Origin of the sequence: Arthrobacter sp. NPDC080073, from assembly GCF_040686575.1 — a bacterium.
In the GTDB taxonomy this organism is placed as follows: domain Bacteria; phylum Actinomycetota; class Actinomycetes; order Actinomycetales; family Micrococcaceae; genus Arthrobacter.
On the sequence record NZ_JBFBKR010000005.1, the window covers coordinates 221,852 to 235,595 of the forward strand.

Consider the following 13,744-nt stretch of genomic DNA (forward strand, 5'->3'; position numbering starts at 1 on the left):
TATGCCGTGGGCTCGGCGCTGCTCAGGCGGGAACGGGAGCCACCACGGGTTCACCGTTGAAGTATTCGAGCTGCCAGCCGTCAAGCGCATCGTGGTGGGCGAGGTTGAGCGCGGCATTCTCGATACTCTCCAGCGTGCGGGCGACGGCGCGGCCCAGGCTCAAGCGGAGGAGGGTTCCGTGGGCGACAACAAGGACGCGGCGGCCGCTGAACTCCTCGGCGAGCGCCTCCAGCCCGGCCAGGCCTCGGGAGGCTGCCGCATCCTCGCTTTCCGCGCCGCGGAAGCCGCCGGGAATGCGCAGTGCGTCCAGTTCTGGGCCCGCTTGAAGGCCCTCGGCAGGTCCAAAGCGTCGCTCGGTCAGCTCCGGCATGTGCCGGTCCACGCTGAGCCCCAGGCCTGCGGCGATCAGTTCGGCGGTTTCCGCGGCCCTGCTCAGCGGTGACGAAACGATGACGTCCCATTCGTAGCCGGAAAGGACGGCGACGGCGTCGCGCGCCTGGCCGCGGCCGACGTCGTTCAGCGGAATGTCGGTGGATCCCTGTAGCCGGCGCTGGGCATTCCAGTCTGTCTGGCCGTGGCGGATGAGGGCGAACGTAGTAAGGGGCATGCCTTCCATTCTGCATTGGGATAAGTCCGTGGGCAGCCAATGCTGCTTCTTGGGTCGGCCTTCCGCCTGCAAGTGAACGTGGCATGAAGGTTCGGTCAACAGGGGTCGCGAAACGGGAAAACCGGACTGGGTGACGGTCCGGTCTTTATACGGTGGACCCATGAAAGCCTCCCTAAAACGTCGCAGTGCCCTCACCGGCGGCCTCGCTCTGGCCGTCTTTTCGGCGCTCCTTAGTCCCGTTGGGCCCACCCATGCGGACGATGTCCGGACAAGCGGCAAGAACACGGATCAGGGTGCCCACCTCAACCTTGGCGCCGCTGACCTCCCCGAGAGCCGGACAGTGACAACCCTCGCCCCCGGCGTCACACTCACCAAAATCAGCCGGGGCGGAGCCGACTCTTCACTATTCTGGACAGCCGAAGTCGCCATTCCCTCCGACTCGCCGGATCCGGATGCTCCGGCGTCGGCGCTCTCAAGCCAGGCCACTGCGCAGCGCACGGCCGACAAACTCAAAGCCGGCGGAGTCGATGCGCGCGTTGAACATGTCCAGTCGCCGCAGCTTGCCGACGCCGGAGGCGATTTGGGCTACCGGGTCCGCGCCGGCCACTTCGCCGCGCAGGCCGACGGTGCCTCCGTCGTCGCCAAGATCAAGACCGCCGGTTTTGCCTCCTCAGTGATCTACACAGGTTGGGACGGCGATTCCGAGACCACCACCAAGACACGCGGACCGTGGAATCTTGACGTCATCACGATCGACCCCGGGACGTACCAAGGCCAGCTCGCCGCCTCGTTCGGCCAGGATCTGGAGAAGCGGGAGACCACCAGCCAGTTGGCTTCCGACGCCCACGCCATCGCGGCTGTGAACGGAGGGTTCTTCGTCTTCGACCCGAAGGCCGGTGCCGAAGGCGACCCCGCCGGGGCCGGGGTCTATGGAGGCAAGACCCTCAGCGAAGCCGTGGCGGACCGCCCGGCTCTCGTCATCGACGGGAAGAAGAATGCCAGCAGCATCCAGCGACTGACCTGGGATGGGAAAATCTCCTCCGCTTCCGGGGAAGCGCCATTGGACGGCATCGACCGGGTACCTGGCCTGATCCGCAACTGCGGCGGCGCCAACGACGTGCCTACCTCAGGCCCGCTCCAGGATGTCACCTGCACGAACTCCAATGAGCTCGTCACGTTCACTCCGGAGTTCGGGCCGTCCACGCCTGCCGGTCCGGGCCTGGAAGTGATGGTGGACAGCCACGACACCGTTACCGCCATCGCCGAAACCCGTGGTGCGTCCGTCCCTCCCGGAGGACACACCATCCAGGCCACCGGAACCGACGTCGCGCGGCTCCGCGCACTCGCTCCGGTGGGCGCCAAGCTGAAGATCGACGCCGGACTGCTCGGCCAGGACGGGAAGTCCCTGCAGGCCAACAAGTTCACCAGCGTCGTCAACGGTGGCCCGTTGCTGGTCAAGGACGGCAGTGAAGACGTCACTGTCCGCCATGACGGCATCGTGCATCCCAACGACGGAAACAGCTTCTACTACGGCTGGGTCCACAAACGGAACCCCCGGACCTTCGCCGGGACCGATGCCCAGGGCAGGACCATGCTTGTCACCGCCGATGGACGCTCAACTGCCTCGCTCGGACTGAGCCTGAAGGAAGAGGCTGACGTCGCACTGTCACTTGGCATGGTCCAGGCCATGAACCTGGACGGCGGTGGCTCAACAACAGCCGTTGCCGAAGGAAAAGTCCAGAACAGCCCGTCGGGCGGCTCGGAACGCGCGGTCGGGGACGCGCTCCTTGTGCTGCCGGCCCGCAAAGACGGGCAGTAGGACAGGGGACTTCCACGGGGAACCAGCTAGATCCAGTCCCGCTTCTTGAAGGCGAGGTACAGGAAAATTGAACCGCCGGCCATGAGAGCGCAGGATAGCCAGAGGCCGTAATCGCTCTGGAAACCGAAAAAGGGCACATTCTGCCCGAAGAAGCCGGTCACGGCAGTGGGGACGGCGATGATCGCGGCCCAACTGGTGACCTTCTTCATGACCAGGTTCATCTGGTTCCCCTGGATGCTGATGTGGGTTTCCAGGATGGTCGTGACGAGGTCGCGGAGCGATTCCGTCCATTCCGAAGCACGCAGCACGTGGTCGTAGACGTCCTGGAGGAAGGGCTGCATCGCGGGGCTGCAGCCAACCAGGTCCTCCCGCCTCAGGAGGGTGTTCAGGACTTCACGCATGGGCAGGACGACACGGCGGAGCCGGACGAGGTTCTTTCGGAGTTCGAACGTCTTCCGCTGCAGGTCGTGATCGGGGGAGTGGTCCGCAAAAAGCGACTCCTCGAGGGAATCGATGTAGCCATCGAGTTCCTGGACGGCGTCGAAGTGCCCGTCGACGATCATGTCCAGCAGGCCCCAGAAGAGGAAGGGCACCCCGTGTTGTGCCAGCTCGGTTTCCGCGTCCCAGTGCGCAGTCAGCTTGTCGGTGTCGAATCCGGCCCCGTGCACAGTCACCAGCGCATTGTGGGTCACGAATGCCGAGATCTCGGCGACAGCCAGTTCCCCGGTGCCAGGCTGTAACGCCGCCTGGTAGGCCGAGAGGAAGAGGTGGTTCGGGTAGCGGTCCAGCTTGGGCCGCTGAAAGTCGTGGACGGCGTCCTCGACGGCGAGTCGGTGAAGCCCGTACACGGTTTCGACGCCGAGAAGGTCATCCGGCGTCGGGTTCGTGTAGTCGATCCACAGCACCACGTCATCCTGGCGGGCCAGTGCTTCGATCTCGTGGGCCAGGACATCGTCGCGTTCGAGTTTGCCTTCGCGGTATAGCCGTATGAACACCATCCGCCCCATAGTACGGGACGCGTATCCGCGCTTCCTGAGCGGCAAGGCTTCGCGGCCGGGACGTGCCTTTGCCGTCGTTCTGTCCCTACAATTTAAGTGCGGCCTTGCGGTGTCCTGCCGCTGGGCCGGCGACTAAGGAGAGCCATTATGGGTTGGGGCGACAGGTTCCATCACGCTGCCGGTAAACTCCACGGCAAGGCCACGGAGGCGGCCGGCGAGGCCACCGGCAATGACCGGCTCAAGGCTGAGGGCAAGTCCCGTCAGGTCAGGGCCGATCTGAAGCTGGCAGGCGAAAAGATCAAAGGCGCCTTCAGGAAGCACTAGTCCGCGGACGCCGATAGCAGGGCGCGGGCCATGCGGCCCGCGCCCGCGTCATGTCCTGATACATTTTTCCAGCACTGGAACGTCATGCGGCGGGGCCGTTCGCCCCGCTGGCTAGGCTCTCGCGCGCAGCTCCCGCCGGAGGATCTTTCCCGACGCCGACTTGGGAATCGCATCGACGAACTCCACCGATCGCACGCGCTTGAACGGCGCCACCCTGCCGGCGACGAATTCCATGACTTCGCTGTCGCCGAGCTCGGCTCCGGCCTGCCGGACGACGAACGCCTTCGGCACCTCTTCGCCGTCGTCCGCGTGGATGCCGATGACCGCGGCGTCCGCAATACGCGGGTGGGTGAGCAGGAGCGCTTCGAGCTCGGCAGGTGCTATCTGGTAGCCCTTGTATTTGATCAGCTCTTTGAGCCGGTCGACTATCGTCACGACGCCGTCGGCCGTGACGGTCGCGATGTCGCCCGTGCGGAGGAAGCCGTCCGGATCGATCGTCGCGGCGGTTGCGTCGGGCCGGTTCAGGTAGCCGAGCATGACCTGCGGGCCCCGGACGAGAAGCTGTCCGGGAGCGCTCGGTCCTTCGGCCGGAACGTCGATCTCTTCGTCCGTAGCGGGGTCGAGGAGCTTGCATTCCGTGTTCGGCACGGTGTAGCCCACCGAGTCGAGGGGGACGCGCTCGGCACCGTCGCGCGGGATGGCGTGGGATACGGGACTCAACTCGGTCATGCCATAGCCCTGGAGCATCGTGCACCCGAGCCGGTTCGCAACAGCGTGCCCCAGTTCGCCGTCGAGGGGCGCCGCTCCCGAAAGCACGGCCCGCACGGACGAGAGGTCGTATTGGTCCACCAGGGGATGCTTGGCCAGCGCGACGGCGATGGGCGGCGCGATGAAGAGGTAGGTACAGCGGTGGTCCTGCGTAATGCGGAGGAATTCGGCGAGGTCGAACTTCGGCATCGTGACGAGCCGGGCGCGCTCGCCGAGGGCAAGATTGAGCAGCACGGTCAGGCCGTAGATGTGGAAGAAGGGCAAGACGGCGAGAAGCACGTCGTCGGGAGTTACGCGGAAGAAGGCGCTCGACTGCGCGACGTTCGCCACGAGGTTGTACTGGCTCAACAGGACGCCCTTCGGCGCGCCGCTCGTGCCCGAGGAGTACGGCACCACCGCGGCGGCGTGCGGATCGACGCTGAGCGTCGGCGCGGGAAGACCGGCTTCGAGCACGTCCGCGAGCGAGGGATGCCCCTCGGCGGCAGCGAGGTGGCCGCCGTCGAGCACCACGAGCCGTTCCGCAGGGATCCCGGCAACCAGCGCCGCGGCCTCCGCCCGCTCAAGGAACGGCGGGACAGTGAAGAGCCAGGAGGCGCCGGCGTCGCTGAGCTGGCTGCCGACTTCATCGGCGGTATACAACGCGTTGACAGTGGTGACGGCAGCGCCCGCACGCAGGACCCCGTGGAAGACGACGGCGAACGCCGGCACGTTGGGGCAGAAAAGCCCCACAGTGGTCCCCGGGCCTGCGTCGTGGCCGGCTAGCCAGCCTGCCATGGCGTCGATCTGGCCGACGAGTTGCCGGTAGGTCATTTCCGCGCCGGTCGTGCCGTCCACGAGTGCGATCCGGTCAAGGTCCTCGACGCCCAGCCCGCCGAACAGATACTCATAAATCGTGACTTCGGGGATCTCGACATCAGCGTACGGGCTGGTGAACATCGCGGCTCCTTCGGCGCACGACGGCGGGAGTCGCCGTCGTGCGTCCATTACACCCGGCGGCGCGGGGCCGGGACAAGGGCGGTCGCGGCCGGGTGCCCACAAACCGGACGTCCGTTTAGTTGGATTGTTCTCGCGGGGCCGAGGTGGAGCCGACGCGCAGCTCAAAGCGCGGGGGAGCCGGAACGTCTGATGAGCTGCCTGCCGTTGCGATGTAGCGGGCAGCAAGTCCGCCGAGTTCTATCAGGGGAAGCGTCATTGTCGTGAGGCCGAAGACGGCACCACCGCGCGTTCCACCTATGCCGGCGACGGACACGTCTTCGGGGATTTTGTACCCCGTGGTCCAAAGATGGGCGAGGACGCCGACGGCCACTTCGTCGTTGGTGCAGACGATCGCGTCGGGAATTTGATTCGATGCGGTGAGTTCCTCGGCTGCCCGTTTTCCCGATTCCTGGCTCATCCCGGTCAAGCCGAGCACCTGCGCTGGGGCCTGCGCCTCGAACATTGCATTGCGGTAACCGACGATGCGCTGTTCGGCTGCCGAGAGTCCGGGGATTCCTCCGATGAAGGCAACTTTTCGGTGCCCAAGCGCAAGCATGTATCGAGTTAGTTCGTATGCCGTCGCGGCGTTGTCGATGACGATCTTCGTGGAATCAAACCCCCTGGGAGCGAGCGCCACTACCCTCGTACCGGCTCTTACGGCAAGGTTGACTTCACGGGCGAGCTGCGCGGTTCCAGGCGAGCCTTCGATATCGCTGCCGCAAAACACTATCCCGGAGACCTGATGTTCCCGCAGGACGCGGAATTTTGTCCGTTCTTGCTCCGGGTCGCGGTTCGCATTGGCCAAAATAGTGACATACCCGAACTTTGCCGCTTCGATCTCGATCCCGCGGGTCATCTCTGCGAAGTATGGATCGAGGATGTCACTGGCAATGACGCCGATGATTTTGCTGCGCTGTTGTTTCAGTGCCTGGGCGGTGGCGCTGGGCGTGTAACCCAGAGTGTCCGCGGCAGCCCGCACACTGGCCCGCACATCCTCGGACACCGGGTGCTTCTCCGCTGAGCCGTTGAGCACGCGTGAAGCGGTGGCTACAGAGACGGACGCGAGTTCGGCTATCTCCCGCAATGTTGCCATGCCCAGACTCCTTTGAAGTGATCGACGCTCCAGCCTAACCGCAACCGAACCTGGCAATCCCGCTGCCTTGAGTTGCCCCTCTTGACAGGAGGTCCCCGGTGGAACTAGCGTAACGGAAAACGTTATCCATTGCTAGGGCAGCTACTTTGCCCTCAACGGTAAACGTTATCCGTAATAACAAACTCAAAGGAGAGACAAATGAGGGACATCACAGAGCCTTTTGACCTGATCGTCGTCGGGGCGGGTGCGGCAGGTTTGGCAACCGCGAACCGGGCGGTGGACCTCGGGGGACGCGTTCTCGTGCTTGAGAAGGGCGGTTCTGCGGGAGGCTCTGCCGCGCTTTCGGCGGGCATTCTCTGGACGGCCCCGAATGTGGATGTCCTTCGCCGCATCCAGCCCGACGGCGATCCGGTCCTGGGGCCACTCGTGGTGAATGGGTACGAGCAGGCCGTTGAGGATGTGCGTTCCGCCGGCGTCAGCGTCAGCGAAGAATGGCGCGACCACCTCGAATGGGGCCGCGCCTGCAAGATTGACATCCTTGACCTGTTCGCCAAGTGGACCGCGAAAATCAAAGCCAGCGGAGGGGGTCTTCTCACCGGCATCAGCGACGTCGAACTCATCGTTGACGGAGGGAAGGTTGCAGGCGTGACTTTCATCCAAGAGGGAGAAAAGCAGACGGCGTTTGGAGCTGCGACGGTACTCGCAACAGGTGGATTTCAGGGAGACCCCGAACTCAAGCAGAAGTTCATCGGCAACGGTGCCGATGATATAGCTGTTCGCAGCAACCCGCATTCGGTGGGCGATGGATTTCGCCTCGGGACCGCAGCCGGGGGAGCGGCGAGCCGCCATCTGTCCGGCTTTTACGGCCACACCCTGCCGAGTCCGCTGCCGGTCTCGCCCGAGGTGTTCCTCCGCCTTACCCTGTATTTCTCCGCCTATGGCCTTTTGGTCAACAGGCGCGGCCGCCGATTCACCGATGAGTCGCTCGGCGATGAAGTCTCCAACCAATTCCTCGTCCGGGAGCCGGGACAGCGCGGCGTCCTGATCTGGGATGACGAGGTCCAGCAGAATCGGGCACTCGCTGTCCCGTACCCCAGCGGCATGGCGCGTGACCGTCACGGCGAAGCGAGGAAACTCGGCGCCCGAACGGCGGAAACGGATACGCTGGAGGAGCTAGTCGAGGTGGTTGCCAGTTGGGGCGTCGACCGTGCCGGCCTGGCCGCGACCTTGGATAACTACCAGCGAGCCTCCGATGGCGAGTCCGTGGCGCTCGATGCGCCGCTGCCGGCAAGCCCTACTTCGCTCAAGAAGGGACCCTTCAGGGCAGTCGAGGTGCAGCCATGTATCACGATCCCGTTCGGGGGATTGCGTGTGAACGGTGATGGTCGGGTCCTGGACCGGGACAACCGTCCAGTCCCCGGACTGTTCGCAGCCGGGGCCGATGCGGGCGGAGCCCAGGACCTCCGGTACGTCGGCGGCATTGTCTTCGGATTCGTCTTTGGCCGCCGCGCTGCAGATGCCGCTCTTGCCCGGAGCGTGGACGGACGCAGGTCCGACGAGCTGGTTTCGGCGCCATGAGCACCCCGACGTTGGCCCAGCGGGTTGCCTGGGCGGGCGTTGAACGGCTCGTCGTTGAGCCCCAACCGGCGCCGAATCCGCCCGGTCCTGACGAGATATTGATTCGCGTCGAGAGCGTCGGTGTGTGCGGCACGGATACGGCGATATGGCGCGGGAAAAACGACCGCATCCGGATCGGAACTGTTCCAGGACACGAATTCGGTGGCACGGTTATGGAGGTCGGCCTGAACGTGACGATCCGGAGCGTCGGCCAGCTAGTGGCAGTCGATCCCAACCTCGTCTGCGGAGAATGCCGGGAATGCGCAACGGGTTCGCGCGGGCTCTGCCGCCAGCGCGAACTCATGGGCCTCGACGTCGACGGCGGTCTGCAAAGCTACGTGACGGTTAACGCAGCAAACACGGTTGCTGTCCCCGGGGCCGCAGATCCGCGGGCCCTCGCGCTCATTGAACCCATCGCCGTCGGAGTCCACGCTTGCGCCCGCGCGAATATCTCATCCGGCGCACGCCTGGTGATCGTCGGCGGCGGGGCGATCGGCATGGCGTCCGCACTCCAAGCCCTTAGGCTTGGCGCGGACAGCGTCACAGTAATCGAACCCGACACCGTTCGCCGCGGAACCATCACGGATTACGGCGTCATCGCGATCGCCCCAGGGGAAGGAATCGCGGAGCGCTGGGATGTCGCCATTGACACCGTGGGAAGCAGTGCGAGCATCAGTGCAGTCATGGAACACCTGGAACCAGGATCGACGATCTGCGTCGCCGGCCTCGCCCAGGGAGGGACACTTCCTCCAACGAAGGACCTGGTCCGGCGGGAACTGACCCTCACCGGAACTTTCTGCTACACCTCGGAAGACCTCACAACGGCGGCCGCGCTGGTGGCCCGCCACGGCTTGGGGGCAATCCCCAATGACCTCGTCCAGGGCTTCAACGGCGCCCCGGCGGCGATCGAAGCATTCGCCGAAGGCCGCCTCGGCCGCGGCAAGACCCTCATCATCCCCTAGCCGGGGCCCTCCAAGCGGTACCCGGCAACTGAATCTGCAATGAAGGAGAAGTCAGTGAACACATCCGTACACACCCCGGCGGTCCACCCGCCGCAGGTGAAGAACAGCCCCACCCGTGCCGCCATCGCAAGCATGGCCGGCGGCACCCTGGAGTATTACGACAACTACATCTACGCCTTGGCTGCCGCACTTGTCTTCGGCAAAGTCTTCTTTCCGGAAGCGGGAGGCGTTGCGACGCTGGCATCTCTGGCCACTTTCGCGGTTTCCTACGTCGCCCGGCCTATCGGCGCAATACTACTGGGACACTTCGGCGACCGGATCGGACGCAAGAAGGTCCTCGTCTTCATCCTCATCCTCATGGGAACATGCACGTTCCTCGTCGGTTGCCTGCCCGGATATTCCCAGATAGGAGTCTGGGCGGCAGTCCTCCTGGTGACTCTTCGCATCCTCCAAGGCATTTCCGTCGGAGGCGAGACTGCCGCGGCCACGGTACTGACCATCGAGGTGTCGCCCGAAGGGCGTCGGGGCTTCTTCACGAGTTGGGCCCCCAACGGTATCGTCGGGGGCTTCGTCCTGGCCACCCTCATCTTCGTACCGATCTCTGCGCTACCCAAAGACCAGCTGCTTAGCTGGGGCTGGCGCATCCCGTTCCTCCTCAGCGCCCTCGTCACGGTGGCCGGTCTCATCATCCGTGCGAAGCTCACCGAGCCGGAAGCATTCCTTGAAGCCAAGGAGGAACACGCACTGGTGAAGGTACCGGTGGTTGAAGTCTTCCGCTCCCATTGGGGCGCGATCGTGCGGGTCACCTTCTGCTCGCTTGCGTTCGCGATCGACACTGTCATCAAGGTCTTTGCGCTCTCATTGGCGACGTCTGTTTATGCTGTCCCGAGCAGCACCATGTTGTGGGTCCTTATCGTCAGCCACGTTTGCGCCCTGGTGACCCAGCCTTTGTTCGCTGCCCTCTCTGACCGGATCGGGCGAAAGCCGGTATTCATAGCAGGCAACGTCGGATGCGCGGCCATGATCTTCGCGTACTTCGCCGCTATCCAGTCCGGCAACGCGCCACTGCTCTTCGTGACGGGATTCTTTTCGGTTTCCTTTGCCTATGCGGCCATCAACGCCACCTACCCGTCGTTCTTCGCGGAAATGTTCAACCTGAAGGTGCGCCAGACCGGCATGGCCCTCGGCCTGCAGATCGGACTCATCGCAGCCGGATTCGCCCCGACCATCTACACGGCCCTGACGGCCGGCCACCCCGGCGACTGGATGCCGGTCGCCACGATCTCCGCTGTCATCGCCCTCATGGCTGCCGCCAGCGCCCTTACTGCAAAGGAAACCTTCACAGTGCCCCTCGAGCAACTGGGAGCCCCCATTTCCACCGCCCGCGTGCAACCTTCCACCTCGAACCCGTCAGGAGAATAGCCATGAGCCAGCCCTTCCGCATAGGAATCGTCGGCTGCGGCAACATCGCCGACAACCACTTCCAGTCCTACTCCGCCCTGCCCGGCGTCGAAATCGTCGGAGTCTGCGATGTCGCCGTCGAACGCGCACAGCAGTTCGCGACGGAACGCGGCATCGCCCACGCCGTATCCTCGGTGGGGGAACTCATCGCCTTGGGAGTCGACGCCATCAGCGTCTGTACCCCGCACCCGACTCACGAGGCCGTCGTGTCCGAAGCCGCGTCGGCAGGGGTGCACGTCCTGTGCGAAAAGCCAATCGCCACCGACACAGCTGCCGCTGAACGGATGGTCCGTGCCGCCGAAGAGGGCGGCATCACCCTGGGGGTGGTGTTCCAGCGCCGCTTTTGGCCCGGGGCGCAGGCCCTTCGGGCAGCCATCGACGACGGTCGCCTCGGCACACCGATGCTTGGACACTGCCAAGTACTCCTGCATCGCGGCACCGACTATTACAACGCCGCCGCTTGGCGGGGCACGTGGGCTGCCGATGGCGGCGGCGTGCTCATGACCCAGGCAATCCACAACATCGACCTCCTTCAATGGTTCATGGGGGATCCCGTGGAGGTCAGCGCCAAGGCCGGTTCCTTCGTCCTGGGCGACACCATCGAAGTCGAAGACACGGCGGCTGCGCTCATCACTTTCGCGTCCGGAGCCGTGGCTACACTCAGCGCCACGGTCGCAGCCAGCCCGGGCCTTGGCACACGCATCGTCGTCACCGGAAGCAACGGCGCGACAGTGCAGGTCACAGAGTACCCGGAAGGTTCCGACGCGGTGAACGACCTGTGGGCAATACCGGGCGAGGAACGGGCAGGGACGGTAATCCTGGATGGCTTGACCGGCGATATTCCTGTCGCCGAAGTCAACGCACGGCTCCTGCCCTTGCACAAAGTCCAAGTGGCCGAGTTCGTCGATGCCATTCGCTCCGGGCGGCAGCCGGCCGTCACCGGACGGGAAGCGATGAAATCGCTCCAGATCGTCGCCGCCGTCTATGAATCGGCGCGCACTGGATTGCCGATTCGAATCGGGTCCTCCCCGGAATCGTGCCATTTCACCCATCTGTCCCATTCGTTGGCCGAAGCTGGGGCATCCCGATGACGCACGTCGGCACCGACCCGGTGGAACTCAGCCTCAACCAGGCCACCACCCGCCCATATCCACTGACTAAGACCGCGGAAGAGGCAATGCGGGCGGGAATCCGACACATCGGATTGTGGATCGAACCCGTTGAGGCGATCGGAATTGCCCGCACCCAGCAGCTGCTCAACGACACAGGTTTGTCCGTCAGCTCCGTTTGCAGGACAGGATTCCTCGCGGACAAAGAAGGCGCCGAACTGCGGTCCGCCCTCGACGGAGTCAAACGTGCGCTCGACCTGTCCCGGGAGGTCGGCAGCCCTATGTTGACCCTCATTGCAGGCGGTCTTCCGGCACATGACCGCAGCATTCAGCACGCTGAAGTCCGGCTCCGGGCCGCCATCGAGGAACTGGAGCCTTATGCCCGCGACGCCGGCGTGAGGCTCGCGCTCGAGCCCCTCCACCCGCTGTTCGTCGGCACGCGGAGCATCGTGACAACAATTGCCCAGGCTCTCCGGATTATTGCGGATTTCCCCGAAGACACCGTCGGGTTACTCATAGATGCCTATGCCACTTCCTGGGACAGCCGCTTCCACGACGATGTCCTGGCCGCGGGTCCGCGGATCGCGGGCTACCAGGTCAGCGATTTCGCACTACCCCTTCCTGGCCCGGAGAACATGAACGGCCGCCTCTTTCCAGGGGACGGCGACATCGACTTCGCACCACTGACTGCTTCGATCCGCCGTGCCGGCTACACCGGACCGATCGAAGTCGAAATTTTCAACGATGACATCTGGAAATTGCCCCTGGAGACGATCATCGATCGCACCGTTGCCGGCTTCAACCGCTGCGTCAGCGAATCCCTCAATGAATTGGAGCGTCAATCCCCATGAAAACCCTGACCACCATTGAGCTGCCTGCCCCCTCCGGACGGCGCCGGACCTTGGAACTAGCCGAGCCTGCCGCGCTCGAAACACTGATCGCGCCGCCCAGGTCCCGTATTGCCTACGCGGCCGGTCACGTCGTCGCGGACCCGCTACGATCCAGCGCCGGATCTCCTGCCGCCATCGACTGGGATGCCACCCTCCGCCTCCGGCACTCGCTCTGGAACCTTGGCCTGGGCGTCGCGGAGAGCATGGACACCGCCCAGCGCGGAATGGGACTCGGTCCGGCAGCAGCGCTCGGACTCGCACAGCGCACGCTTGCCGAGGCCAAAAGTGTTGGCGGCTCCGTCGTCGTCGGAATCGCCACCGACCAACTGGACGCCGCACCTCATTCGCTCGAAGAAATCACCGACGCCTACATCGAGCAGCTCGGCGAAATTGAGGCAGCCGGGGGCAGTGTGGTCGTAATGGCGAGCCGCCACCTTGCGCGCAACGCGCACGGATCCGACGACTACCTCAGCGTCTACGGCAAAGTACTTGACGCAGCGAAGCGGCCTGTGATCCTGCACTGGCTCGGCTCCATGTTCGACCCCGCTCTGGAAGGGTATTGGGGCGCACCTACCATTGCGGAGGCAACGGAAACGGTCCTGGCGCTCATCCGGGAGAAAAGGGAAAAGGTCGCAGGGATCAAGATCTCACTGCTTGACAAAGACCATGAAGTCGGGTTTCGTCGACGGCTCCCCGCGGGTGTTCGCCTCTTCACCGGCGATGACTTCAACTACGCCGATCTCATCGCCGGGGACGAACAAGGCTATAGCGACGCACTCCTGGGCGCCTTCGCCGCGGTGCCTCGGTTCGCCTCTGCGGCTTTCGCCAAACTCGACAATGGAGACGTCACCGGATTCCGCGCGATCCTGGAACCTACCGTCCCTCTCAGCAGGCTCATTTTCGAAGCCCCGACACAGTACTACAAAGTGGGGGTCGTGTGGCTCAGCTACCTCACCGGATGCCAGAGCCACTTCAGGATGATCGCCGGGCTCGAATCCGGCCGCTCGATCCTCCACCTCGCGGACCTCTTCGATACGGCCAACAGCATCGGTCTGTTCCCTGAGCCCGACCTTGCCGCAGCGCGGGCGGCAGCGTACTTCCAAGGACAAGGACTCTAGCCG

Annotated in this window: 12 protein-coding genes; 8 read left to right on the forward strand and 4 right to left on the reverse strand. The window is 64.4% G+C overall.

Features of this window, described 5'->3' with window-relative positions:
- Positions 1-22: 22 nt before the first annotated feature.
- Positions 23-607, reverse strand: coding sequence for a histidine phosphatase family protein (locus AB0O52_RS08750; RefSeq protein ID WP_364536234.1), 585 nt, complete (start codon positions 605-607; stop codon positions 23-25).
- A gap of 160 nt (positions 608-767) precedes the next feature.
- On the opposite strand from AB0O52_RS08750, the gene AB0O52_RS08755 reads away from it, so the two are divergent.
- Positions 768-2,426 (forward strand): phosphodiester glycosidase family protein, encoded by a 1,659-nt coding sequence (locus tag AB0O52_RS08755; RefSeq protein ID WP_364536237.1) that lies wholly within the window; start codon positions 768-770, stop codon positions 2,424-2,426.
- 26 nt (positions 2,427-2,452) lie between these two features.
- Here the strand turns inward: AB0O52_RS08755 and AB0O52_RS08760 are convergent, their stop codons facing one another.
- Positions 2,453-3,424, reverse strand: a complete 972-nt coding sequence (locus tag AB0O52_RS08760) for a magnesium transporter CorA family protein (protein ID WP_364536240.1) — start codon at positions 3,422-3,424, stop codon at positions 2,453-2,455.
- 147 nt (positions 3,425-3,571) lie between these two features.
- Here AB0O52_RS08760 and AB0O52_RS08765 point away from each other — a divergent pair, with 147 nt between their 5' ends.
- Positions 3,572-3,748: a CsbD family protein gene (locus AB0O52_RS08765; protein WP_364536243.1), complete on the forward strand. Its 177-nt coding sequence runs from the start codon at positions 3,572-3,574 to the stop codon at positions 3,746-3,748.
- A 111-nt stretch (positions 3,749-3,859) separates the two neighbouring features.
- Here the strand turns inward: AB0O52_RS08765 and AB0O52_RS08770 are convergent, their stop codons facing one another.
- Complete coding sequence (locus tag AB0O52_RS08770; protein WP_364536246.1) at positions 3,860-5,452, reverse strand: AMP-binding protein; 1,593 nt, start codon at positions 5,450-5,452, stop codon at positions 3,860-3,862.
- A gap of 115 nt (positions 5,453-5,567) precedes the next feature.
- Positions 5,568-6,584 (reverse strand): LacI family DNA-binding transcriptional regulator, encoded by a 1,017-nt coding sequence (locus tag AB0O52_RS08775; RefSeq protein ID WP_364536249.1) that lies wholly within the window; start codon positions 6,582-6,584, stop codon positions 5,568-5,570.
- Positions 6,585-6,782: 198 nt separating this feature from the next.
- Between AB0O52_RS08775 and AB0O52_RS08780 the strand changes: the two genes are divergently transcribed.
- The 6 genes from AB0O52_RS08780 to AB0O52_RS08805 are packed head-to-tail and all read left to right on the forward strand — an operon-like array spanning position 6,783 to position 13,741.
- Complete coding sequence (locus tag AB0O52_RS08780; protein ID WP_364536252.1) at positions 6,783-8,162, forward strand: FAD-binding protein; 1,380 nt, start codon at positions 6,783-6,785, stop codon at positions 8,160-8,162.
- Complete coding sequence (locus AB0O52_RS08785; RefSeq protein WP_364536255.1) at positions 8,159-9,163, forward strand: alcohol dehydrogenase catalytic domain-containing protein; 1,005 nt, start codon at positions 8,159-8,161, stop codon at positions 9,161-9,163. The genes AB0O52_RS08780 and AB0O52_RS08785 overlap by 4 nt, the downstream gene beginning before the upstream one ends.
- Positions 9,164-9,217: 54 nt before the next feature.
- Positions 9,218-10,585 carry an MFS transporter gene (locus tag AB0O52_RS08790; protein WP_364536258.1) on the forward strand — a complete coding sequence of 456 codons (1,368 nt, stop codon included), beginning with the start codon at positions 9,218-9,220 and terminating at the stop codon, positions 10,583-10,585.
- 2 nt (positions 10,586-10,587) lie between these two features.
- The gene (locus tag AB0O52_RS08795) at positions 10,588-11,715 is read left to right on the forward strand and encodes a Gfo/Idh/MocA family oxidoreductase (RefSeq protein WP_364536261.1); all 1,128 of its coding nucleotides are present in this window, start codon (positions 10,588-10,590) and stop codon (positions 11,713-11,715) included.
- Positions 11,712-12,584: a sugar phosphate isomerase/epimerase gene (locus AB0O52_RS08800; RefSeq protein WP_364536264.1), complete on the forward strand. Its 873-nt coding sequence runs from the start codon at positions 11,712-11,714 to the stop codon at positions 12,582-12,584. Before AB0O52_RS08795 ends, AB0O52_RS08800 begins: the two co-directional genes overlap by 4 nt.
- Positions 12,581-13,741 carry a dihydrodipicolinate synthase family protein gene (locus tag AB0O52_RS08805; protein WP_364536267.1) on the forward strand — a complete coding sequence of 387 codons (1,161 nt, stop codon included), beginning with the start codon at positions 12,581-12,583 and terminating at the stop codon, positions 13,739-13,741. The genes AB0O52_RS08800 and AB0O52_RS08805 overlap by 4 nt, the downstream gene beginning before the upstream one ends.
- Positions 13,742-13,744 lie beyond the last annotated feature (3 nt).

Coding starts and splice junctions, on each gene's coding strand:
- AB0O52_RS08750 (WP_364536234.1), bottom strand. CDS start 607: ATGCCCCTTACTACGTTCGCCCTCATCCGCCACGGCCAGACAGACTGG.
- AB0O52_RS08755 (WP_364536237.1), top strand. CDS start 768: ATGAAAGCCTCCCTAAAACGTCGCAGTGCCCTCACCGGCGGCCTCGCT.
- AB0O52_RS08760 (WP_364536240.1), bottom strand. CDS start 3,424: ATGGTGTTCATACGGCTATACCGCGAAGGCAAACTCGAACGCGACGAT.
- AB0O52_RS08765 (WP_364536243.1), top strand. CDS start 3,572: ATGGGTTGGGGCGACAGGTTCCATCACGCTGCCGGTAAACTCCACGGC.
- AB0O52_RS08770 (WP_364536246.1), bottom strand. CDS start 5,452: ATGTTCACCAGCCCGTACGCTGATGTCGAGATCCCCGAAGTCACGATT.
- AB0O52_RS08775 (WP_364536249.1), bottom strand. CDS start 6,584: ATGGCAACATTGCGGGAGATAGCCGAACTCGCGTCCGTCTCTGTAGCC.
- AB0O52_RS08780 (WP_364536252.1), top strand. CDS start 6,783: ATGAGGGACATCACAGAGCCTTTTGACCTGATCGTCGTCGGGGCGGGT.
- AB0O52_RS08785 (WP_364536255.1), top strand. CDS start 8,159: ATGAGCACCCCGACGTTGGCCCAGCGGGTTGCCTGGGCGGGCGTTGAA.
- AB0O52_RS08795 (WP_364536261.1), top strand. CDS start 10,588: ATGAGCCAGCCCTTCCGCATAGGAATCGTCGGCTGCGGCAACATCGCC.
- AB0O52_RS08800 (WP_364536264.1), top strand. CDS start 11,712: ATGACGCACGTCGGCACCGACCCGGTGGAACTCAGCCTCAACCAGGCC.
- AB0O52_RS08805 (WP_364536267.1), top strand. CDS start 12,581: ATGAAAACCCTGACCACCATTGAGCTGCCTGCCCCCTCCGGACGGCGC.